This is a genomic window from Mesorhizobium sp. WSM4833 (assembly GCF_055811095.1).
The window spans coordinates 470,051-491,965 of record NZ_JBVVQG010000004.1 but is presented as its reverse complement, the minus strand read 5'-3'; the positions used below and the strand labels follow the sequence as shown (position 1 = coordinate 491,965).

19 protein-coding genes are annotated in these 21,915 nt (G+C 63.1%); 13 read left to right on the top strand and 6 right to left on the bottom strand.

What is annotated here, in order from left to right; all coding sequences use genetic code 11:
- The 9 genes from AC0L2D_RS10735 to AC0L2D_RS10695 form a co-directional block, all read left to right on the top strand.
- Window positions 1-5,276: autotransporter domain-containing protein (locus AC0L2D_RS10735; RefSeq protein WP_473541008.1), on the top strand; the 5,276-nt coding region annotated here is incomplete at its 5' end.
- Between the two features lie 421 nt (window positions 5,277-5,697).
- Window positions 5,698-6,783 carry an ABC transporter ATP-binding protein gene (locus tag AC0L2D_RS10730; protein WP_473541007.1) on the top strand — a complete coding sequence of 362 codons (1,086 nt, stop codon included), beginning with the start codon at window positions 5,698-5,700 and terminating at the stop codon, window positions 6,781-6,783.
- A 37-nt stretch (window positions 6,784-6,820) separates the two neighbouring features.
- Window positions 6,821-8,146 (top strand): ABC transporter substrate-binding protein, encoded by a 1,326-nt coding sequence (locus AC0L2D_RS10725; protein WP_013529762.1) that lies wholly within the window; start codon window positions 6,821-6,823, stop codon window positions 8,144-8,146.
- A 193-nt stretch (window positions 8,147-8,339) separates the two neighbouring features.
- A complete protein-coding gene (locus tag AC0L2D_RS10720) occupies window positions 8,340-9,191 on the top strand; it encodes a carbohydrate ABC transporter permease (protein WP_420828973.1) in 852 nt (283 codons plus the stop codon).
- A gap of 1 nt (window position 9,192) precedes the next feature.
- Window positions 9,193-10,086, top strand: a complete 894-nt coding sequence (locus AC0L2D_RS10715; RefSeq protein ID WP_275954458.1) for a carbohydrate ABC transporter permease — start codon at window positions 9,193-9,195, stop codon at window positions 10,084-10,086.
- A gap of 99 nt (window positions 10,087-10,185) precedes the next feature.
- The gene (locus AC0L2D_RS10710; RefSeq protein WP_164753790.1) at window positions 10,186-10,797 is read left to right on the top strand and encodes a rod-binding protein; all 612 of its coding nucleotides are present in this window, start codon (window positions 10,186-10,188) and stop codon (window positions 10,795-10,797) included.
- Between the two features lie 13 nt (window positions 10,798-10,810).
- Entirely contained in the window at window positions 10,811-11,236 is a 426-nt protein-coding gene (locus AC0L2D_RS10705) for a hypothetical protein (protein ID WP_013529758.1), read from the top strand.
- 97 nt (window positions 11,237-11,333) lie between these two features.
- A complete protein-coding gene (locus AC0L2D_RS10700; protein ID WP_013529757.1) occupies window positions 11,334-11,849 on the top strand; it encodes a hypothetical protein in 516 nt (171 codons plus the stop codon).
- Between the two features lie 197 nt (window positions 11,850-12,046).
- A complete protein-coding gene (locus tag AC0L2D_RS10695; RefSeq protein WP_013529756.1) occupies window positions 12,047-12,331 on the top strand; it encodes an SCP2 sterol-binding domain-containing protein in 285 nt (94 codons plus the stop codon).
- 95 nt (window positions 12,332-12,426) lie between these two features.
- Here AC0L2D_RS10695 and AC0L2D_RS10690 read toward each other — a convergent pair whose 3' ends face one another.
- Window positions 12,427-12,996, bottom strand: a complete 570-nt coding sequence (locus AC0L2D_RS10690; protein ID WP_473541004.1) for a GNAT family N-acetyltransferase — start codon at window positions 12,994-12,996, stop codon at window positions 12,427-12,429.
- A 153-nt stretch (window positions 12,997-13,149) separates the two neighbouring features.
- Entirely contained in the window at window positions 13,150-14,283 is a 1,134-nt protein-coding gene (gene odc2, locus AC0L2D_RS10685; protein ID WP_027161415.1) for an ornithine/lysine decarboxylase, read from the bottom strand.
- 540 nt (window positions 14,284-14,823) lie between these two features.
- Here odc2 and AC0L2D_RS10680 point away from each other — a divergent pair.
- The 4 genes from AC0L2D_RS10680 (at window position 14,824) to AC0L2D_RS10665 (ending at window position 18,870) form a co-directional block, all read left to right on the top strand.
- Window positions 14,824-16,020, top strand: coding sequence for an amidase (locus AC0L2D_RS10680; protein ID WP_027161414.1), 1,197 nt, complete (start codon window positions 14,824-14,826; stop codon window positions 16,018-16,020).
- Between the two features lie 2 nt (window positions 16,021-16,022).
- A complete protein-coding gene (locus tag AC0L2D_RS10675; protein WP_063168937.1) occupies window positions 16,023-16,922 on the top strand; it encodes a LysR family transcriptional regulator in 900 nt (299 codons plus the stop codon).
- Between the two features lie 89 nt (window positions 16,923-17,011).
- Window positions 17,012-17,680 carry a DUF1007 family protein gene (locus AC0L2D_RS10670; RefSeq protein ID WP_473541003.1) on the top strand — a complete coding sequence of 223 codons (669 nt, stop codon included), beginning with the start codon at window positions 17,012-17,014 and terminating at the stop codon, window positions 17,678-17,680.
- Window positions 17,677-18,870 carry a nickel/cobalt transporter gene (locus AC0L2D_RS10665; RefSeq protein ID WP_473541002.1) on the top strand — a complete coding sequence of 398 codons (1,194 nt, stop codon included), beginning with the start codon at window positions 17,677-17,679 and terminating at the stop codon, window positions 18,868-18,870. The genes AC0L2D_RS10670 and AC0L2D_RS10665 overlap by 4 nt, the downstream gene beginning before the upstream one ends.
- A 25-nt stretch (window positions 18,871-18,895) precedes the next feature.
- Here AC0L2D_RS10665 and denD read toward each other — a convergent pair whose 3' ends face one another.
- The 4 genes from denD to AC0L2D_RS10645 form a co-directional block, all read right to left on the bottom strand.
- The gene (gene denD / locus AC0L2D_RS10660) at window positions 18,896-19,873 is read right to left on the bottom strand and encodes a D-erythronate dehydrogenase (RefSeq protein WP_013529749.1); all 978 of its coding nucleotides are present in this window, start codon (window positions 19,871-19,873) and stop codon (window positions 18,896-18,898) included.
- A 16-nt stretch (window positions 19,874-19,889) separates the two neighbouring features.
- On the bottom strand, window positions 19,890-20,102 hold the full coding sequence (locus AC0L2D_RS10655; protein ID WP_013529748.1) for a hypothetical protein: 213 nt from the start codon (window positions 20,100-20,102) through the stop codon (window positions 19,890-19,892).
- A gap of 89 nt (window positions 20,103-20,191) precedes the next feature.
- Entirely contained in the window at window positions 20,192-21,160 is a 969-nt protein-coding gene (locus AC0L2D_RS10650) for a cation diffusion facilitator family transporter (protein ID WP_024502717.1), read from the bottom strand.
- A 10-nt stretch (window positions 21,161-21,170) separates the two neighbouring features.
- Window positions 21,171-21,857: a GNAT family N-acetyltransferase gene (locus AC0L2D_RS10645; protein ID WP_013529746.1), complete on the bottom strand. Its 687-nt coding sequence runs from the start codon at window positions 21,855-21,857 to the stop codon at window positions 21,171-21,173.
- Between the last annotated feature and the right edge of the window lie 58 nt (window positions 21,858-21,915).

The following is a 21,915-nucleotide window of genomic DNA, read 5'->3' as shown; positions in this document are numbered from 1 at the left end:
TTGGCCCCAACGATGCCGGTACCCCCGTTTCCATTGCTGGGCGGCAGGGGAATATAGCCGGGGGCGCCGGCATGGTGCTTCTGAACAACGGCGCCATCACTGTTGAAAGCTCGGCCACCGTTGCTGGCGGAAACGGTGGCAATCCTGGCGCCAATTTCGGCGGTGGTGGTGGTGCGGGCATTGTTTTGAACGCCGGCGGCGACTTGACCAACCATGGCGATGTCCTCGGTGGCACGGGCGGGGCTTTAGCCACTGGCGGAACAGCCATTGTGATGGGAGATTCTGGCAGCGTCGTCAACGACGGTCGCATTACCGGTGGCCGCGCCGGGGTTTCTGCATCCGCCGGTGCAGCGATCGACCTCAGAAATGGTGGGACGGTTTTTAACAGCGGAGTGATCATTGGCGGCGAGGGCAACGGTGGCCATGCCGGCGGCTCTGACGGCCCTGCTGGCGGAACCGGCAGTGGCGGCGCCCCCGGCTATATTCCCCTGACGCCCAGCAATGGAAACGGTGGTACCGGCATCGTTGGGGCCAATTTGGCGGTGCTTAACGTTGGGGAGATTACTGGGGGAGATTCTTTCTTTGGCCGGGCTAACGCCATCACCTTCACGGGCGGCGCCAACACGCTTTCCCTGCGAAACGGCTCGATTATCACCGGCAATGTCGTGGTGGAGAGTGGCGCGACCGGCTCATTGATGCTCGGGGACTATGACACGCTGCCTTCCACACCGGCCTTCGATGTCTCGAAGCTCGTGAATACGGCCACGGTAGGTGCGAGTGACGAGTTCGTCGGCTTCACGAGCTTTAACAAGGCCGGGACGAATACCGTGACCCTGACCGGCACGGGTGCGCAGGACTGGACCATCGATCAAGGCACCTTGGTCGGCGACACCAACAGCTTCGGCGGCAATCTCACCTTCTCAGGCCTGGGCAGCGGCATCGTCGTCTTCGACCAGGCGAGCGACGGTAGCTATGCCGGGACCATTACCGGCCCCGGCCATTTCGCCAAGACCGGCGCCGGTACGCTGACGCTGTCGGGCGACAGTTTCGGCCTCGCGGGCAACGTGGCCGTCTCGGCAGGCACGCTCGACATCCACACACAGCTCACCTCAGCTACCGGGATCATTGATACTGACGGAACTGATCCGGACGAGTCGGCCACCGCAAGAGTTTCAGGGTCGTCCACCTGGACTACCAACCTCCTTATTGTCGGAGATCACGATAAAGGGAAAGGGAGCTTGATCGTCGAGAATGGCGGTCAGGTTTTCAGCGCTGCGGGAGGAGTTCTGGCGCAAGGCGCGGGCAGCACTGGCTCCGCGGTGATCTCCGGGAATGATTCGAGTTGGACACTCGATGGTACCATCTCAGTTGGTCACTATGGCAATGGATCGCTCAGCATTGAAGATGGCGGGCAGGTTTCCAGCGGCAACGCCCTTATTGGTGCGGATGCTCAAGCCACCGGAGTTGTGAATATTACGGGCCGCGGGTCGGTTTGGACAGGCAACGCCTTCATTGCCGTTGGCTTCGTTGGCAAGGGCACGCTGACTCTGTCGGAGGGCGGGCAGGTTTCGGTTGCGGGGGGGCCTGCTATCGTTGGGTTGGCGGCCCAGCCAGGATCATTCGGAACGCTCAACATCGGTGCGGCAAGTGGGGAAGTGGCGAAGGCCGCCGGCACGGTTGATACGGCGTCGATAGCGTTTGGCCTTGGCACCGGTACGGTTGTGTTCAATCATCTGGGAAATCCCGATGGCTCCGATCTGATTTTCAGGCCATCCCTGACCGGCTTGGGGACCATCCTCCATGAAAGCGGCACGACCGTTTTGGCTGCAGACAATTCCGGCTTCACCGGTGCCACCACTGTTGCAGGCGGCACGCTTCTTGTCGGGGACCATGCCAGTGCCGGCTTCCTCGGTGGCACGATCAATGTCGAGGACGGCGCCACGCTGGGTGGCTCGGGCACGGTGGGCACGACAACGGTTGCCGATGGCGGGCATATCGGGCCAGGCAATTCCGTGGGTACGCTGACGGTCGATGGCAATCTGGAGCTGTCGGCCGGATCGATCCTCGATTACGAGCTGGGTAGTCCCGGCACGGCCGGAAATCCGGCCACGGGCGTGAGCGACCAGATAGCAGTGCGTGACAACCTTACGCTTAATGGCACGATTAACCTGGCACAGAGCGGAAACCCGGGAGACGGGTCGGCAGGCTTGGGTTATTACCGGCTGATGACCTATGGCGGAACGCTGTCCGGCGATGGGTTGACGATCGGTGCGGTTCCCTATCGCGATGCCAGTCTTTATGAAATCCAGGCCGGGAATGGCAATGTCGATCTGTTTGTTCCCGCTTCGGGCACGCCGGGAGACGACACGCTGCAGCACTGGCAGGGCGGCGACGGGACCTGGAACACCACGAACGAAAAATGGCTGAACCAGGGCGGCGATACTCTCGTCTCCTGGGCAGGCAACCATGCGGTGTTCAAGAACGAACCGGGCGGCTTCGACGGCGGCACGATCGCCGTCGAGGGAGCGCAAAGCTTCAAGGGCCTGCAATTCGTCGACAACGGCTATCGCCTGGAAGGCCCAGGCACACTTGACGTAGGCGGCTCCGGCAATGCCGAGATCCGGGTGCTGGCAGGCACGGCAGCCGCCATCGCGACGACGATTACAGGCGCGGGCGGGTTCAGCAAGACGGAAGGCGGCACGCTCGTCCTGGAAGGCAGCAACAGCTATCAGGGCGGCACGCGGCTTCTAGGCGGGATTATTTCCGTTTCTTCCGATGCCAATCTCGGCGCTGCAAGCGGTGCCCTGACATTCAACGGCGGCACGCTGCGGAACACGGCGGCGTTCGCGACGGCGCGCAACGTCACCCTGGATGCCGGCGGTGGGACGTTCCAGACCGATGCCGACCTGACGGCGAACGGCGTCATCTCCGGGACCGGCGCGCTCACCAAGACCGGGGCCGGCGGGCTGGTGCTTTCGAGCGCCAACAGCTACGCCGGTGGGACGACGGTTTCGGCAGGATTCATCACCGCGGCGACGACAGGCGCGCTGGGCAGCGGACCGGTGAATGTCAAGGCCGGTGACCTCCGCTTCATCAATGATGCAAGCGCCGAGAGCCTCGACATCGTCATGGAAACAAACGCAACGATGCGCTTCGATGGCAGTGCGTCGGCGGGAACGGCGACGATCGTCACTACCCAAAGCCGCATCAACTTCAACGACGAAACATCGGCCGGTGCGGCTTCGATCACCGGCAATGGTAGCAGGACGTCCTTCAACGGCAATTCGAGCGCCGCCAATGCCACGATTGGCGTTACAATCCAAGGAACGCTCGACTTCTACGACACCGCGTCTGCCGGCAGCGCCGCCATCACCAACAAGGGCGGCTTCGTTGGCTTCCATGGCGCCAACACCGCGGATGGCGCCACGATCATCAACGATACGGGGGGAAAGGTCGACATCTCCGAAATGACGTCGGACGGTATCGCGATTGGCTCGCTTTCGGGCGATGGTCTCGTCTTTCTCGGCTCGAAGGTGCTGACGCTTGGCGGATTGGATAAGAACGACACCATCGGCGGCGTCATCCAGGATGGCAGCACTGGCATCGGAGGGAGCCTCGTCAAGACCGGCGCCGGCACGCTGACGCTGAACGGCGTCAGCACCTATACCGGTCTGACCACCATCGGCGGCGGCAAGCTCGTTGTCGGCGACGGCAGCCATTCCGGGGCAAGCATTGCTGGCGCCATTGCGGTTGCAGCCGGCGGCACGCTCGGCGGTTCGGGAACGGTGGGTACGACCACGATCGCTTCTGGCGGCACGATTACGCCGGGCAATTCGATCGGCACGCTGAATGTGTCAGGCGATTACACGCAGGAGATAGGCTCGACCTACGAAGTCGAGATCAATCCGGCCGGCAATTCCGACCTGATCGACGTGACGGGCAAAGCCACCATCCAGGGTGGCACCGTCTTCGCGCTCAAGGCGCCGGGCGGCTACAGTGCCGGAACCCGCTACACGATCCTGAGCGCGGATCAGGGCGTGACCGGCACCTATGATGCGTTCGACCAGAACGCCCCGTTTGTCGATCTGGCACTCGCCTATGACGCCAGTAATATCTATCTCGACGTTGTCCGCAATGACGTGTCGTTCTGCGACGTGGCCGGCACCCGCAACCAGTGTGCCACCGCCAATGGCGCCGAAAGCGCCGGGCCGGGCAACCCGATCTACGATGCAATCGCCGGCCTGCCGGACGATGAAACCGCACGCGAAGCCTTCGATGCGTTATCTGGCGAGATCCATGCGTCCGCCAAATCGGCGCTGATCGAGGACAGCCATTTTGTCCGCGATGCCATCAATGACCGCCTGCGTGCGGCCTTCGAGGGGGTAGGTATCCCGGCAACGCCGGTGCTGGCCTATGGCGAAGGCGGTCCGGTACTGGTGCCTGCCGCCACCGATCGCTTTGCCGCCTGGGGCACGGCTTTCGGGTCATGGGGCACCTTCGACGGCGACGGCAATGCCGCAGGCCTCGATACCTCCACCGGCGGCTTTCTTACCGGCGTCGACGGCCTTGTCGCGGAGGATGTGCGGCTTGGCATCATGACTGGCTACAGCCACACGAGCTTCGATGCCGACGGCCGATCCTCGTCAGGCTCGAGCGACAATTATCATCTCGGCCTTTATGGTGGCACGCAGCGGGGCGCTCTCGCCTTCCGCTCCGGGCTTGCCTATACGTGGCATGACATGAAGACATCGCGCTCGGTGGCCATGCCCGGCTTTGCCGACAGCCTGAGCGGCGACTACAACGCTGGCACCTTCCAGGCGTTCGGGGAACTCGGCTATCGCATCGATACGCCAGTCGCGGCCTTCGAGCCTTTTGCCAACCTCGCTTATGTCAACCTGCATACGGACGGCTTCACGGAAAAGGGCGGTGCGGCGGCATTGACCAGTGCAAGCCAGACCACCGACGCCACCTTCACCACGCTTGGTCTCAGAGCCTCCGCCGGCTTCACGCTCGGCGCCATCAATGCCACAGCGCGCGGCATGCTGGGCTGGCGCCATGCCTATGGCGACGTCATACCGACCAGCACACATGCCTTCTCTGCCGGTGATGCCTTCACGATCGCTGGCGTGCCGATCGCCACGGACAGTGCCGCCATCGAAGCGGGGTTCGATCTCAACCTGACCGATGCCGCAACCCTCAGCGTCGCCTACCAGGGTCAGTTCGGCTCCGGCGTCCAGCAGAACGGCTTCAATGCAAAACTCAACGTGGAATTCTAATCAAGCGGGAAGGATCGTTCCGGAATGACTGCCCCTGACGGAAAAGGGGCTATTCAATCCGCTTGTCGCATCGCCCAGGCGGTCGTACGCCAGGAAGCGAACCTCGCGAGCGCCAGGCAGGAAGCCAGCCTTATCGCCGCCGGTCGAGCGAGCCTACAAGGACGTGCGCAACTGTGATGAACGCGAACGCTGCGACCGCAGGTGCCGGACTTTATCGCGCAGAAGCGGACGCAGGAGCAGCTGGGAGGATTGTGTGGCGCGAAGCGGACCCTCCCAAGGTTCGGCTTTCCCCTAAACGCTTTACAGCCCGGTTTGGTAGCGCTACCGTTTCGGCCTAGCGTGAGCCTGGGAGGAGCCAGGGCTGTCGCTGGCGGAAGCGTTGTTCCTTCGACGACGTCGCGGGAATTTGTTGGGAGGATCGATGGCGTCTGTCGCAATTGGCGAAGTCTACAAATCATTCGGCGCTGTCGAGATCCTGCACGGGGTCAGCGTGAACATCGAGGACGGCGAGTTCGTCACTCTGGTCGGGCCATCGGGCTGCGGAAAATCAACCCTTCTCAGAATGATCGCCGGCCTGGAAAAGATTTCACGCGGCCAGATCGCGATTGGCGAACGGGTCGTCAACAACGTTGCGCCCAAGGAGCGCGACGTCGCCATGGTCTTCCAGAACTATGCGCTCTACCCACACATGACCGTTGCCGAGAACATGGCGTTCTCGCTGATGCTCAAAGGAGTTTCCAAGCCGGAGAGCGATGCAGGCGTGCGCCGCGCGGCCGAAATCCTTGGGCTGGTGCCGTTGCTGGCGCGCTATCCTCGGCAGCTTTCCGGCGGCCAGCGCCAGCGCGTCGCCATGGGCCGCGCGATCGTGCGTGATCCGGCGGTCTTTCTCTTCGACGAACCGCTGTCCAATCTCGATGCCAAACTCAGGGTGCAGATGCGCGCCGAGATCAAGGAACTGCACCAGCGCCTCAAGACCACGACAGTCTACGTCACGCACGACCAGATCGAGGCCATGACCATGGCTGACAAGATCGTGGTCATGCATGACGGCATCGTCGAGCAGATAGGGCCGCCGCTGGAACTCTATGACCGGCCGAACAATCTTTTTGTCGCCAGCTTCATCGGCTCGCCGGCCATGAATTTGCTGAGGGGCGAGATCGCTATTGACGGCTCACCCTCGTTCCGCGGCGCCGGGGGGATTTCAGTCCCGTTGGCCTCGGCACTTTCCATCCCCAATGGCGAGCCTGTGGTGCTGGGAATAAGGCCCGAGCATTTGCGGCTGTCCGACGACCGGGGCATTCCGGTCACCGTCGCGGTGGTTGAACCAACCGGGTCCGAAGTGCAGCTCATCGGCCGGACAGCCGGTGGCGAAGAGATCGTCGCCAATTTCCGGGAACGACATTCCTTCACGCCGGGCGAAACCATCCGGCTTACGGCCGAGCCCGGCCTCATCCATCTCTTTCACGGAGAAACCGGACAGAGGTTCCAAACACGTGCCGATCAGTAGGACCACAGGCAAGGACAACAAGCAGGAGGAAACGAGCATGAAGTTCACCAGACGTGACGTGATCCGCACCACCGCCGGCGCGGCGGCGGGTGCCTTGGGAAGTCGGTTCATCAGCTCTCCGGCCCTTGCCCAGGACGGACCGAAATACAAACCCGAGGATGGCGCCAAGCTTAGGCTGCTGCGCTGGTCGCCCTTCGTCCAGGGCGACGAGGACCAATGGCTGGCCAACACCAAGCGCTTCACCGAAGCGACCGGTGTCGCGGTCCGCGTCGACAAGGAAAGTTGGGAGGACATTCGCCCCAAGGCGGCAGTCGCGGCAAATGTCGGCTCCGGCCCCGACCTGATGTTCGTCTGGTTCGATGACCCGCACCAATATCCCGACAAGCTGCACGACGTGAGTGAACTGGGCGAGTATCTCGGCTCGAAATACGGCGGCTGGCATGATGGACCAAAGCAATATGCGACCCGGGAAGGCAAATTCATCGGCCTGCCACTGGCCACGATCGGAAATGCCATCGTCTATCGGGAAAGCTGGGTGAAAGAGGCCGGCTTTTCGGAGTTTCCCAAGGACACGAAAGGCTTCCTGGAACTTTGCAAGGCCTTGCAGGCGAAGGGACATCCGGCCGGCTTCACGCATGGCCATGGCGTCGGCGACGGCAACAACTATGCTCATTGGCTGCTGTGGAGCCATGGCGGCCAGATGGTCGACGAGAGTGGCAAGGTAACGATCAACAGCCCCGAGACCCTCAAGGCCATCGAATACGCGCAGGAACTCTACAAGACCTTCATTCCAGGCACGGAAAGCTGGCTCGACGTCAACAACAACCGCGCCTTCCTGGCCGGCGAACTGGCTGTTATCGCCAACGGCATCTCGGCCTACAACACCGCCAAAATCAATAAGGACAATGATCCGAAGCTGGCTGAAATCGCCAAGGACATACGCACCACCAACCTGCCCATCGGTCCTGTCGGCAAATCCGTCGAATTGTTCCAGGTGACCACGGCTGTCATCTTTAATTACACGCCCTACCCCAACGCGGCCAAGGCGTATTTGCAGTTCATGTTCGAGGAACCGCAAATGAAGGACTGGATCACCTCCTCGGCCGGATATTGCTGCCAGACCCTGAAGGCATTCGACAACAACCCGGTATGGACTGCCGATCCCAACAACGCCGCTTACGCCAAGGCTTCGGCTACTCTGCGGCCTAACGGCTATGCCGGGCCGCTCGGCTATGCTTCGGCGGCAACCATGGCCGACTACGTGCTGGTCGATATGTTCGCCAAAGCGGTGACCGGCCAGGCGACGCCGCAAGAGGCAATGGAAGAGGCCGAGAAGCGGGCAAATCGCTATTATCGCGTTTGAGCCGGCTCAGCCGGGCAGCGCGGCTGCCCGGCTGGCTTCGGATTGCGTCGCGGCCGATCCGGCCGATCAATGAGACCTCAGCAGGAGCCGACCCATGGCCGTGCCGTCAGCTGCTATCCAGCCGCGATCTTCGATCTTCTCACGGATTCTATCGCGCTGGAGCGAAAGCCGGAACGCGCTTGGCTTCGGCTTCATGCTTCCGGCGGCTGCACTGCTGCTTGTCTTCCTGACCTATCCGCTGGGGCTCGGCGTCTGGCTCGGCTTCACCGACGCCCGCATCGGCCGCCCCGGCATCTTCATCGGCATCGAAAACTATGAATATCTGTGGAGCGACGCCGTCTTCTGGCTCTCCGTCTTCAACACCTTGCTCTACACGATCAGCGCTTCGATCCTGAAATTCGCGCTCGGCCTCTGGCTGGCGCTCCTCCTCAACCAGAACCTTCCCTTCAAATCGTTCTTCCGCGCGATTGTCCTGCTGCCGTGGGTGGTGCCGACGGTGCTCTCGGCCATCGCCTTCTGGTGGATCTACGATTCGCAGTTCTCCATCCTCTCCTGGGCGCTGCAGCAGATGGGACTGATCGACCACCGCATCAATTTCCTTGGCGATCCGGAGAACGCACGCGCCTCGGTGATCGCCGCCAATGTCTGGCGCGGCATTCCTTTCGTGGCCATCACGCTGCTGGCCGGCCTGCAGACGATTCCCCAATCGCTTTACGAGGCCGCGACGCTCGACGGCGCCAGCCGTTGGCAGTTGTTCCGCTATGTGACGCTGCCGTTGCTGACGCCGATCATCGCCATCACCATGACCTTTTCGGTCCTGTTCACCTTCACCGATTTCCAGCTGATCTATGTGCTGACTCGCGGCGGGCCGGTGAATGCCACCCATCTGATGGCGACGCTCTCGTTCCAGCGAGGTATTTCCGGCGGCCAGCTTGGCGAGGGAGCCGCGATCGCGGTGGCGATGATCCCGTTCCTGCTTGCGGCGATCCTTTTCAGCTATTTCGGGCTGCAACGTCGTAAATGGCAGCAGGGCGGTGGAGACTGACATGGCCGCGATCGAAACGAACGATCGTCCGAACACGGATGAAGGCGGCATGGGCTATCTTCAGAGCCTGCCCCGGCGCGTGGTGACCGTTTATCTGCCGCTCCTGATCTTCGTCATCGTGTTGCTGTTCCCGTTCTACTGGATGACGATCACGGCGGTGAAACCCAATCTCGAGATGACGGATTATGCCAATTTCAACCCGTTCTGGGTCGTCCATCCGACGCTCGAGCATATTCGGTATCTGCTCTTCGAGACGTCCTATCCGGGTTGGCTTCTCAACACGATCATCATCTCGACCGCCGCAACTTTCCTGTCGCTGCTGGCGGCGGTGTTCGCAGCCTATGCGATCGAACGCTTGAGGTTTTCCGGGGCGCGGCAGGTCGGCTTGGCGATCTTCCTGGCCTATCTCGTGCCGCCCTCGATTCTGTTCATTCCACTGTCGGTAATGGTGTTCAACCTCGGCCTTTACGATACGCCGTTCGCGCTGATCCTCACCTATCCGACGTTCCTCATTCCATTCTGCACGTGGCTCTTGATGGGCTACTTCCGCTCGATACCCTTCGAACTGGAAGAATGCGCGCTGATCGACGGAGCGAGCCGCTGGCAAATCCTGACCAAGATAGTTCTACCGCTGTCGGTGCCCGGCCTGATCTCCGCCGGCATCTTCGCCTTCACCCTGTCATGGAACGAATTCATCTACGCCTTGACCTTTATCCAGTCGTCAGAAAACAAAACCGTGCCGGTCGGCGTACTTACCGAGCTGGTACGTTCGGACGTCTATGAATGGGGAGCCCTGATGGCAGGCGCGCTGATCGGCTCCCTGCCGGTGGTGGTGCTCTATTCATTCTTCGTCGAGCACTACGTCTCCTCGATGACGGGGGCGGTCAAGGAGTGAGGCTGAGGCGGAAATCCCCCCCTCGGCCGGCAGCTTCGATCCGATCCTCGCACTCCGCTCCCTCTCCTTCCCGCAAGCCTGCCACAAGCTTGTTGAGGCATGGTCTGGTCAGGGAAAACCGGTAAAAGGCGGACTTTCTTGGCGATTTCTCCACCCAGCGACATCGTTATGGATGTGGCCCGAGCCGTCGACCCGGCGGATATCGAGACCGCCCGCGCCGCGCTGGCAAAGCGGGCCGGCGGCGCTACGGGCACGTTTTCACTCGACACAGCCGCTTCCGTCGATGCCGGCGCGATCCTGTCGCGCGCCACAGCCGACAAGGCCGCCGCCGCAACCGACCCGGCCAAGAAATTCAAGAAGTTCGAGGCGATGGTGCTGCAGACCTTCATCCAGAACATGCTGCCCAAGGACACCGAGGGCGTCTACGGCAAGGGCCTGGCCGGCGACATGTGGAAATCGCAGCTTGCAGAGCGGGTGGCAGACGTAATGGCCGAACGCGGCGGCATCGGCATCGCCAAATCGATGCTCGCCGACCACTATCTCGAAGGCAAGCGCGTCGTGCCCGTCGGTCCGGTTTCGGGCGGGCCGGAAAAGACCGAGGTCGACCAGCAAAACAGCCTGTCGACCTCGCTGGTCCATCAATTGCAGCGCAAGGCTGCGGGATCGATGACCGGTGACGAGACGACCATAAAAACAAATATCAAGATCTAAACTGGGAAACGCCATGGCCGACTTTTCGGAATCCACCCCCAACCTGCCAGCACGCACGACCACATCGGAAGCGCCGATCCCGTTCGCGCGGCCCGGCAATCTCGCCGCCATCATCGGCCGCATCGAGGAAGTGGTCGAGGAAGAGACGGCAGGCATCCGCAACGCCACCAACTATGATCTCAAGGCATCGAACGCCCGCAAGAGCCGCTACCTCTACGAGTTGACCCGCGCCATGAAGGGCGGCAGCGAAGCCGAATTCCTCGAGCAGCACCGCGAGGGCCTGACCCGGCTGCGCCAGAAGCTGGCGAAGAACGAAGCGGCGATCCTGGCGCATCTCAGCGCGGTCAACGAAGTCGCCAGCCTGCTGCGGCACGCCATCCAGCGCGCCGAGACCGACGGCACCTATTCCGCCGGCGAGTTCGGCTGGATAAAGGCGTGATGGCGAACACAGGCGACACATCGGAGATCCTGCCTCGGCAACGGCGCCGTGCCGCGTTGCCATTGCAAGGGACTGACCAAGGGACTGACAAGGCCCGATGATCAAGGTCATCGCCATCGCCGTCTGGATCTGCGCCGCAACGCTGGGCGCCGTATTCTATTCTTTCCAGGCGGCCGGCGAGCGCGGTGTCGGCGAAACGCCGAAGCCGATGCTGGGCGGCCTCGACTACGTCAAGACCGACATCATTTCGGTGCCGCTGATCCGCGATTCCGAGATCGGCGGCTATTTCCTGACCAAGCTTGTCTACACGGTCGAACCCGAGCAGATCAAGAAACTGTCCATTCCCGCCGAAGCGCTGATCACCGACCAGGTTTATTCCTACCTCTATTCCAATCCGCAGATCGACTTCACCAACAAGGCGACGATCGATCTCGATGCCTTCCGCGCCGCGATCCGCGATACCGTCAACACGCGTGTCGGGGCGCCTTTGGTGCATGAGGTTCTGATCGACCAGGTCAATTTCCTGTCGAAGGACGAAATCCGCGACAACTGGCTGCGCCGCAAGAAAAGCGAGACGGCGAGCGAAATGACCAAGGCGTTCAAGGAACACTGAGTTGCCGGGCTCGCATTCCCGGCCTCCTCCAGGCTCGCCTGCCGCAACGGCAGGAACCAACCGCCTGAATTCGCGTTGACGTAAACGTCAACCCAAAGCTATATGCGGCAGCGACCGTGATCGCGAAACCGCGGCACGGGCTTCGGCTGGATCGAAGCGCCGTTGCGAGACAGATGCAACCAGACAAGGAGAACAGCGTGAGCGTTCAGGAGATTGCCGAGAAGATCAAGTCGCGCGTGGCCAGCAGCGGGTTCGATCGTTCCGTGAAATTCGACACCGGCAGCGACGGCGTCATCGTCATCGACGGCGCAACCGTCTCGAACACCGATGCACCCACCGACTGCACCATCAAGCTCTCGCTCGACGATCTCGATTCGCTGATCGCTGGCGACCTGAACCCGACCATGGCGTTCATGACCGGCAAGATAAAGGTCGAAGGCGACATGACCGTTGCCATGGCGCTCAGCCAGCTGATCGGCTGAAGGCATGCAGGCGCCCAAGGTGGCGCCCACCAATCGCGAAAAAACGCCGCCTTTTCGGGCGGCGTTTTTGCATGAAATGCTGGCGGCTTCGTATCTCAGGCCGCCGATATCAATTCCTGCGCCTTCAGCTTGCGGCCGGCCGCCCTCAGCGTGCCGTGCACGCCGTCAAGCGCGCCTTCCACCAGTTCCAGCGCCAGCAGGCGGTGCCGCTCATAGGGTCCCGGCATGGCAAGCGAACCGGTCTTCTCGGCCGAGAAGCCGAAGCGCGCGTAATAGGGCGCATCGCCGACCAGAAGGATCGCGGCATGGCCAAGACGTGCCGCCTCGGCGATGGCATGGCGCATCAGGGCCGAGCCGATGCCGGCGTTCTTGAGCGACGGATCGACGGCAAGCGGGCCAAGCAGCAGCGCAGCCGCACCGCCCTCGCCCAGCCTGACGTCCCACAGCCGCACGGTGCCGGCGACGCCGCCCGAGCCATCGCGGGCGACGAAGACCAGGCCTTCCGAGGGCCGCCGGCCACGCCGCAGCTTCTCCGACGACTTTTTCCTGCGCTTCGGCCCCATCGCCCGATCGAGCAACGCCTCGCGCGCCGCAACATCGGCGGCGGTTTCGGCAACCATCACAAAGGCCGGTGCCTGGCCCCCAATTTCAACTGGCATTTCCATTTCCGTAATCCCTGGCGAGCGGAGATCTGTTCCACAGGCGAGCCCGGGTGGACGAAAGTCGCCCACCTGGGATGATCTGATCGGCTCTCTCAGCGCATTTTCAGGCGAAGTTGTGTCCGGTTCGCCGTTCGAAAATGCGCTGAGCAAGCGCCGTCAGATCACGTAGGATCGGAGAGGCTCGAAGCCGTTGAAGGCGACCGCCGAGTAGGTGGTCGTGTAGGCGCCGGTGCCTTCGATCAGCACCTCGTCGCCGATGGTCAGCGACAAAGGCAGCGGATAGGGCGTCTTCTCGTACATCACGTCGGCCGAATCGCAGGTCGGGCCGGCGAGCACGCAAGGTGCGGTCTCAGTGCCGTCATGCGCGGTGACGATCGGGTAGCGGATCGCCTCGTCCATCGTCTCGGCCAGGCCGCCGAACTTGCCGATGTCGAGGAACACCCAGCGCACATTGTCGTTGGCCGCCTTCTTCGAGATCAGCACGACTTCCGACTTGATGACGCCGGCATTGCCGACCATGCCACGGCCCGGCTCGATGATGGTCTCGGGAAGCGCATTGCCGAAATGCTTGCGCAGCGCCGAGAAGATCGCCTGGCCATAGGCCTGGGCGGCCGGCACGTCACGCAGATAGCGCGTCGGGAAACCACCGCCCATATTGACCATCTTCAAGACGATGCCTTCCTCGGCCAGCGTCGCGAACACCACCTTGGCGTCGGCCAACGCACGGTCCCAGGCGGTCAGGTCGGTCTGCTGCGAGCCGACATGGAACGACACGCCATAGGCGTCGAGGCCGAGCCCCTTGGCATGGCGCAGCACGTCGACGGCCATCGCCGGCACGCAGCCGAACTTGCGCGACAGCGGCCACTCGGCGCCCTCGCCATCGGTCAGCACGCGGCAGAACACGCGCGCACCGGGCGCGACGCGGGCGATCTTCTCGACCTCTTCGACGCAATCGACGGCGAACAGGCGGATGCCGAGCTGGTAGGCGCGTGCGATGTCACGCTCCTTCTTGATGGTGTTGCCGAAGGAGATGCGGTCCGCCGGCGCACCAGCGTCCATCGCCATCTCGACTTCGGCAACGGAAGCGGTGTCGAAGGACGAGCCCATCGCAGCAAGCAGGCGCAGGATTTCCGGCGCCGGGTTTGCTTTCACCGCATAGTAGATCCTGGAATCGGGCAGCGCCTTCTCGAAGGCGCGGAAATTGTCGCGCACGACATCGAGGTCGACGACGAGGCAGGGGCCGGTCGGACGTCGGGTGGCGAGGAAGTCAAGGATGCGCTGGGTGGCCATCGGGGTCTCTCCATCAGCGCCTTTCGGCGCGCAATAAGGCTGCGGGACGCGGGCTGTCGGCCTCGCGAACTCGCGGTGGACAAAGGCGGGACGGAAATCCATGGAACCAGCCGGTGGAGACCCCGGAACCATGAAGCGCCGTCTCGCGGCGGTGAACCTTGGCCTTGCCCGGCCTCGGTTCGCTTTGTCTGCCTTGGCTTGGATGGGAGACCCGTCCGCACTGCCGGCAATGAAGGTGTGCCTCTTCAGTAACCCCGGTTTTTGGACAACCGGCAGAACACCAGAAAGGCCCGCACCGTCGTTGCTTCAAGGTGTCCTCGGGCTGGCGGTTGGCCGCTAGACCGACTGGAGGGGTTGGCTCCAGTTACCTTACCGATTTCCCTCACCATTCGAGGATCGGCGGACACCCACAGGCACGTGCGACTTTGGGCAAGCGCGATATAAGGGCGAAGACTTTCACAATCAATAAAAATCGTATCGCAGGTTGTAAAATTTCTGGCGTCGAACAATGTTGCGGCAACCGTATCCGGATATCGAACGATGACAGGCACGCACGGCCCTCTCAACGCCTTTCTCGATCTTCGCCAGATGCCCGTGGCACATGCCCAGCTCGGCCCGCTGGCCGGCCTGCGGCTGGCCGTCAAGGACATATACGACGTCGCCGGCTACCGCACCGGTTGCGGCAATTTGCAAAAATTCGCCGAAAGCCACGCAGCCTCGCGCACCGCACCCGCCGTGCAGATGATCCTCGATGCCGGCGCACGCTTCGTCGGCAAGACGCAGACCGACGAGCTCGCCTTCGCGCTGTTCGGTCAGAATGCGCATTTCTCGTTTCCGGTGAACCCGGCGGCACCCGACCGCGTCACCGGCGGCTCCTCATCGGGGTCGGCGGCGGCGGTGGCGGGCAGGCTGGCCGATATCGCCACTGGTTCCGACACCGGCGGCTCGATCCGCGCGCCGGCGAGCTTTTGCGGACTGATCGGGCTGCGCACCACGCATGGCCGCATTTCGCTCGACGGCACGATGAAGCTGGCGCCGAGCCTCGACACGTTCGGCTGGTTCGCCGACGACATCGAGACCTACGAGACCGTCGGCAAGCTGCTGCTCGGCCGCGATCCGCACCAGCACGTGTTGGACCGGCCGCTGGCGCTGGATTGGCTGGACGGGCTGGTCGCCCGCCCGGCGCTGGCCGAATATGCCGGAATGAAGGGGCTGGCGGGCGCGGTTTTCGGCGCGCCGGCGACGCCGGCAATCCGCTTCTCCTCATCTCCCGATGAACTTTACTGGTGCTTTCGCCGGCTGCAGGCCAGGGAGGCCTGGGCGGTGCATGGCGAATGGATCACCAGCGGCGAGCGCGGCCTCGGCCCCGGCGTCGAGGAGCGTTTCGGCTTCGGCCGCGCCGTCGACGACAAGACAGCCCAGGCCGAGAAGGTGCGGCGTCTGACCTTTCGCGGCGAACTGAGCGCCCTGCTCGGCAAGGACGGCTTCCTTGTCCTGCCGACGGTGCCTGGTCCGGCGCCTTACGTGGACAGCACGCCGGAGCAGTTCCAGGCCTATCGCGAACGGGCGCTCCAGCTTCTGTGCCTGGCCGGCCTGTCCGGTTTTCCACAGATCACACTGCCCGTCGGCTCGGTCGCCGGCGCCCCGTTCGGCCTGTCGCTGCTTGGCCCTTCCGGCAGCGACATTGCCCTGATACGGCTCGGCCGGAAACTTCTCGACGCGGCACGAAAGGCCTGACCATGGACACACTGACGCGCATGCGTGCCTTCATCGACGTGGTCGAGGCCGAGGGCTTTTCCGCGGCGGCGCGCAAGATCGGCCGCTCCAAGGCCTTGCTGTCGAAATATGTGCGCGAGCTGGAGGACGAACTCGGCGCTTTGCTGCTCAACCGCACCACGCGCCAGTTCTCGATGACCGAGGCCGGCCACACCTATTACCGGCGCGCCTCGGAGATCGTGCGCGAGGTCGACAGCCTGGCCGACGCGGTGCGCGAATCCTCCGGCGACGTGCGCGGCCGGATCAAACTGTCGGCGCCCCGCACCTTCGCCGACGCGCCGATCGGCCAGTCGCTGATCGACTTCGCCAAGCAGCATCCAGACATCGTGCTCGACATCCAGCTCGACGACCGCTTCGTCGATCTGGTCGAGGAAGGCTTCGACCTTGCGGTGCGCATCTCGCGGCTGGAGAACTCGTCGCTGATCGCCAGGCGGCTGGCGCCGTTTTCGATAAAGCTCTGCGCCTCCCCCGAACTGATCGCCAAGCACGGCACGCCGACACGGCCGCAGGATCTCAGCCGCATGCCTTGCATCGTCGACACCAATGGCCGCGGACTGAACAACTGGCCGTTCAAGGGCGACAATGGCGATCCGGTCAGCGTTTCGGTGTCGGGTCCGATCGAGGTCAACAGCCCGATGACGGCGAGAGCCGCTGCCGTGTCCGGGCTGGGATTCACCGTCCTGCCGGATTTCATTGCCGCGCCCGATCTCGCGAGCGGCCGGCTGGTGTCGGTGATGGATGACCGTATCCTGTCGGGCGGCGGCATCTTCGCCGTCTACCCGCACCGCCGCTATCTGCCGGCCAAGGTCCGCGTTTTCGTCGACTTCCTGGTGCAGTGGTTCAGGACGCGTGAAGTTGCCTGACCCACTTCAGCCGAGCAGCGGTCCCAATTTCGCCCCCTTTCTGGTAACTCTCGGCAACTCTTCCGAGGCCTAGGGAATCGCGACCGAGAATGCACCTGAAACGGCACGCAATCATGCTGGCTTCGGCCTTGGCGGCTAGCTTTGCCGCCACTGGACCCGCTTACGTGCATCCACACGTCTTCGCCGAGGCTCGCCTCGATGTGATCCTCTCCCCGGATCACCAAAGCGTGAAGGCTCTGCGTCATCTCTGGCGCTTCGACGATCTGTTTTCCTCGACGGTGATGATGGAATTCGACAAGAACTCCGACCTGAAGCTCGACGACAAGGAGCTGAAGGAAGTCGCCGACACCGTTCATGCCTCGTTGGCGGAGTTCAATTACTTCCAGCTCGTCACCGTCGACGGCAAGGACGTGGCGATGGCGCCGCCGCCGCATCTGATGGCCAATTTCGACAACGACCAGCTGATCATCCTGTTCGAGTCCGAACCGAAGGTGCCGATCAAGCTCAACGGCAAGATCGATATCGGCGTCTACGATCCGACATTCTACACGGCGATCGACTTCACCGAGGACTCCAACATCACGGTCGAAGGCCTGCCCTCGAACTGCACCAGCAAGGTGGTCCGTCCCGACCCCGACGAGGCCATCAAGGAAAACCAGAAGACCCTCACCGATGCCTTCTTCAACGATCCGACCGGCACCGATATGAGCAAGATCTTCGCCACCAAGCTCGAACTGACCTGTCAGCCAGAAGGATGAAGCCGGTGACGAAACCGTCCCTGCGTTTGGCATTCGGCCTGTTGGCCCTCACAGTCGCCATGATGCATTTCGCCGACGCCGCTCATGCCCAGAGTTCGCTCGGCATCGGCGTCAATGACGGCATGGCGCCCACCACCGGCCCGTTCGCCCATATCCTGATGTGGATCAATCTCAGGCAGCAGGAATTCTACCGCGCGCTGGCAACGGCGATGAAGGCGATGCGCCAGGACGGCAGCAAGATCTGGATACTCGTCGGCCTGTCCTTCGCCTACGGTATTTTCCATGCCGCCGGCCCCGGTCACGGCAAGGCGGTGATCTCGTCCTACATGGTGGCCAATGAAGTGGCGTTGCGGCGCGGCATCCTCTTGTCCTTCGTCTCGGCGCTGCTGCAGGGCCTGACCGCGGTCGCGGTGATGGGGGTCGCCTATTTCGTCCTGCGCGGCACCTCCGTCTCGATGACGGACGCAGCCTGGTTCATGGAGATCATGAGCTTTGTCTTCGTCACCCTGTTCGGCGCCTGGCTGCTGTGGCGCAAACTCGGTCCTTCCGTCCTGCGTCTGTTCGGCAAGGGCCCGGCCTACAGCCTGTCGGCGGCTCATGCCGGCCATTCTCACGCCGGTCATTCTCACGGGGGTCATTCGCACGGCGCGCATTCGCATGCCGGCCATTCCCATGCAGCTCACAGCCATTCGGCGCATGCCCATTCGCACGCGCTACACGCGCATGACCATGTGCACGGCCCTTCGCACGATCATCACGATCATGCCGAACACGATCATGCTCATTACGATCACGCGGCCGGCGAAGTCTGCGACACCTGCGGCCATTCGCACGCACCCGATCCGGCGCTGCTGTCAGGCGACCGCTTCGACTGGCGCACGGCCTGGACAGCGGTGGCGGCGGTCGGCATCCGCCCCTGCTCCGGCGCGCTGATCGTGCTCAGCTTCGCCCTGCTCAACGGCCTCTGGCTCGGCGGCCTGCTGTCGGTGCTGGCAATGTCGCTGGGCACCGCCATCACCGTTTCGGCACTGGCGACGCTGGCGGTGACCGCCAAGAACTGGGCGGTCTATTTCGCCGGCGACGGCCGCATGGGCAACCGCATCCACTCGATCGTCGAGATCGGCGGCGCCGCCTTCGTGTTCCTGTTCGGACTGCTGCTGCTGTCGGCAAGCCTGGCGAGCGGCGGATGATGCCCGGCGCCAAGAGGCTCGGAGTTTAACCCGCGATCTTGCCGCCCAGCTCATCCTCGATGTGAGCGCGGATGATCTCGTCAAAACTCTTTTCGGCGCTGAAGCCGAGCTCCCGTGACCGCTTTGCCTCGAAGCGCGTCGGCCAGCCCTTGACGATCGCCCAGATCGTGTCATCCGGAACCTCGCGGATCAGGCTTACCGCCTTCGGCCCGGCGATGCGTTCCAGCGCCTCGATCTGCTCGCCGACGGTGACGGCGACGCCGGGCATCGTCAGATTGCGGCGTGGCCCGACAGCGCTGCCGTCGATCCCCGCCGCATGGATCAGGAAGTTCACCGCCGAGCGCGGGCTGGCATGCGTGTGCACGACCGAGCGCGGCACCGGCAGGATCGCCTCATGGCCGCTCAACGGCTCGCGGATGATGCCCGAGAAGAAGCCGGACGCCGCCTTGTTCGGCTTGCCCGGCCGCACGCAGATTGTCGGCAGCCGGATGCCGATACCGTCGAAGAACCCGCGCCTGGAATAGTCGGCCAGCAGCGCTTCGCTCATCTGCTTCTGGGTACCATAAGAGGTCAGCGGCGTCGGATGGAAGTCATCGGGAATGACGTCCGGGAACGGCGCGCCGAACACCGCGATCGACGAGGTGAAGACGACGCGCGGCGCAAAGCCCGCCACCCGGATGGCATCGAACAGGGCGCGCGTGCCATCGAGATTGACGCGGTAGCCGAGATCGAAATTCGCTTCCGCCTCGCCCGACACGATGCCGGCAAGGTGGAACACGACGTCGGGGCGCGATGCGACCAGGCGCTCGGTGGCACCCGCTTCGGCGAGATCGCCGGTGTGCAGCGTGACGCTGACGCCATCCAGGCTCGGCGCCTGTGGCGGCACGATATCGTGGAGATCGAGCGCGGTGATCTTGCCCCCGCGCAGCGTGCCGTCCTTGGCCAGCCGGGCGATGAGCTTGCGGCCGACCATACCCGCGGCGCCAGTGATCAGAATGCGCATGTCGAAGATCCCTTGCCTATTTACCCTGGTTTTTGCGCTGGTTGCGGGCGCGCAGCCAGAACACCGAGAAGAACGCCAGCACGAAGACGATGCCAAAGGCGCCGGCCAGCACGGTGGAAAGGCTGCCGAGTGCCAGCATTACCGTCGGCAGATAGTAGGCGCCTATACCGAACAGCAGCATGATCCACGCGGCGGCGATGACCGCGTTCCTGGTGTCGCGGTCCATCATGCCGCGTCCGGAGGATGGGCGTTCGTCAAGCTGGTTTTCAAGGTTTTGCAACTCCTGAGGCAGGACGATCGACATCGATCGATCCGGTCCTAGTGATGGTGGTCGTGGTATGCAGCCGCTTCATGCTCGTGCCCGTGGTCGTGCTCGTCGCCATCGTCGGCGCATTGCCCGAATTCCGGTTCCACGGTGGCATGGCTGATGCCGTGCTCGCTGGCAAGCCGCTTCTTGACGGCACTCACCGCCTGATGCGCATCGACGCCCTCGTCGAGACAGGCATGCAGCGTCGCCATATTGCTGGTCCCGTCGAGCGACCAGACATGCATGTGGTGCACTTCGCGCACGCCCTGGATGGTCGCCTCTATATCGCTGGCGATCAGATCTCGGTCGAGGCTTGGCGGCACGCCCTCGAGCAGGACATGGGCGGCCTCCCGCATCAGCGACCACGCCGTGTAGAGGATCAGCAGTGAAACCAGGACCGACAGGATCGGGTCGATCGGCGTCCAGCCGGTCGCCAGGATGACCAGCGCCGCCGCGATGGCCGCCGCCGAGCCGAGCAGGTCGCCAAGCACATGCAGGATGGCGCCGCGCATGTTCAGGCTCTCGCGGTCGCCGCCATGCAGCACGAAGAACGAGCCGAGGTTCACCAGCAGGCCGAGGATCGCCACCACCAGCATCGGCCCGCCAAGCACCGGCGCCGGCGCCTGCAGGCGTCCCCAGGCCTCATAGACGATCCACAGCGCGATGACGAAGATGGCGATGCCGTTGGTATAGGCCACCAGCGTCTTGACCCGGCCGAAGCCATAGGTGAGGCGAACGGTCGCCGGCCGGCCGCCAAGATGAAACGCATACCAGGCAAGGCCGAGCGCGATCGAATCGGCGAGCATGTGGCCGGCATCGGCCAGCAGCGCCAGCGAGCCCGTGAGGATGCCGCCAAGCGCCTCGGCGACCATGAAGCCGCCGGTCAGGCAGGCTGCGATCAGAACGCGTTTCTTGTCGGTCGAGCCATGCACATGACCAGGGCCGTGACCGTGCCCAGTGTGATCGTGGGTATGTGCCAATAGTGAACTCCTAAGCGCCGAATTCCGCGCGAAAATCCTCGAGCCGTCGCTTCTGCCGGCCGTCGCCATCGAAATTGGCCGGATCGAGCCACGCCTCATAGGCACTGCGCAGCGCCGGCCATTCCTTGTCGATGATCGAATACCACGCAGTGTCGCGGTTTTCACCCTTGACGATGAGATGCTGGCGGAAAATGCCTTCGAACTTGAAGCCGAACCGCTCGGCCGCCCGCTTCGATGGCTCGTTGCGGTTGTTGCACTTCCATTCGTAGCGGCGATAGCCGAGCCCGTCGAAGATGTATTTCATGAACAGGAACTGCGCTTCGGTTGCTCCCGGCTTGCGCGAGATGAGCGGTCCCCAATAGATGTTGCCGATCTCGATGACGCCGTAGGCCGGATCGATGCGCATCAGCGTCTGGCGTCCGGCGACCTTGCCGCTGGCCTTGTCGATGACGGTGAAGAACAGCGGATCCTCGCTGGCCTCGACCTTGTCCAGCCATGGCTGGAAGGCGGCGCGGGTCTCCGGCGGATAATCGGGCAACCAGGCGAAGCGGTCGTCGATATCGGACACGGAGGACGCTTCATAGAGGCCGTCGCCGTGTTTTGCAGCGCTCAGCGGTTCAAGCCGGACGTATCGACCGTCGATGGTCTTGCGTTCGGGCCGCGGACGCGGTTGCCAATCCTTCAGATTTTCCGACACCGAATGCTCCAATCCGTTTGACTTTTGCGGGCTGAGGCTCACAAAAACGCGACCCAAC

Excerpts from the sequence above, each read along its gene's own strand:
- AC0L2D_RS10725 (WP_013529762.1), top strand. The coding sequence starts at position 6,821 with ATGAAGTTCACCAGACGTGACGTGATCCGCACCACCGCCGGCGCGGCG.
- AC0L2D_RS10720 (WP_420828973.1), top strand. The coding sequence starts at position 8,340 with ATGCTTCCGGCGGCTGCACTGCTGCTTGTCTTCCTGACCTATCCGCTG.
- AC0L2D_RS10700 (WP_013529757.1), top strand. The coding sequence starts at position 11,334 with ATGATCAAGGTCATCGCCATCGCCGTCTGGATCTGCGCCGCAACGCTG.
- denD (WP_013529749.1), bottom strand. The coding sequence starts at position 19,873 with ATGCGCATTCTGATCACTGGCGCCGCGGGTATGGTCGGCCGCAAGCTC.
- AC0L2D_RS10680 (WP_027161414.1), top strand. The coding sequence starts at position 14,824 with ATGACAGGCACGCACGGCCCTCTCAACGCCTTTCTCGATCTTCGCCAG.
- AC0L2D_RS10705 (WP_013529758.1), top strand. The coding sequence starts at position 10,811 with ATGGCCGACTTTTCGGAATCCACCCCCAACCTGCCAGCACGCACGACC.
- odc2 (WP_027161415.1), bottom strand. The coding sequence starts at position 14,283 with ATGGCCACCCAGCGCATCCTTGACTTCCTCGCCACCCGACGTCCGACC.
- AC0L2D_RS10670 (WP_473541003.1), top strand. The coding sequence starts at position 17,012 with ATGCACCTGAAACGGCACGCAATCATGCTGGCTTCGGCCTTGGCGGCT.
- AC0L2D_RS10730 (WP_473541007.1), top strand. The coding sequence starts at position 5,698 with ATGGCGTCTGTCGCAATTGGCGAAGTCTACAAATCATTCGGCGCTGTC.
- AC0L2D_RS10715 (WP_275954458.1), top strand. The coding sequence starts at position 9,193 with ATGGCCGCGATCGAAACGAACGATCGTCCGAACACGGATGAAGGCGGC.
- AC0L2D_RS10690 (WP_473541004.1), bottom strand. The coding sequence starts at position 12,996 with ATGGAAATGCCAGTTGAAATTGGGGGCCAGGCACCGGCCTTTGTGATG.
- AC0L2D_RS10675 (WP_063168937.1), top strand. The coding sequence starts at position 16,023 with ATGGACACACTGACGCGCATGCGTGCCTTCATCGACGTGGTCGAGGCC.
- AC0L2D_RS10710 (WP_164753790.1), top strand. The coding sequence starts at position 10,186 with ATGGTCTGGTCAGGGAAAACCGGTAAAAGGCGGACTTTCTTGGCGATT.
- AC0L2D_RS10655 (WP_013529748.1), bottom strand. The coding sequence starts at position 20,102 with ATGATGGACCGCGACACCAGGAACGCGGTCATCGCCGCCGCGTGGATC.
- AC0L2D_RS10665 (WP_473541002.1), top strand. The coding sequence starts at position 17,677 with ATGAAGCCGGTGACGAAACCGTCCCTGCGTTTGGCATTCGGCCTGTTG.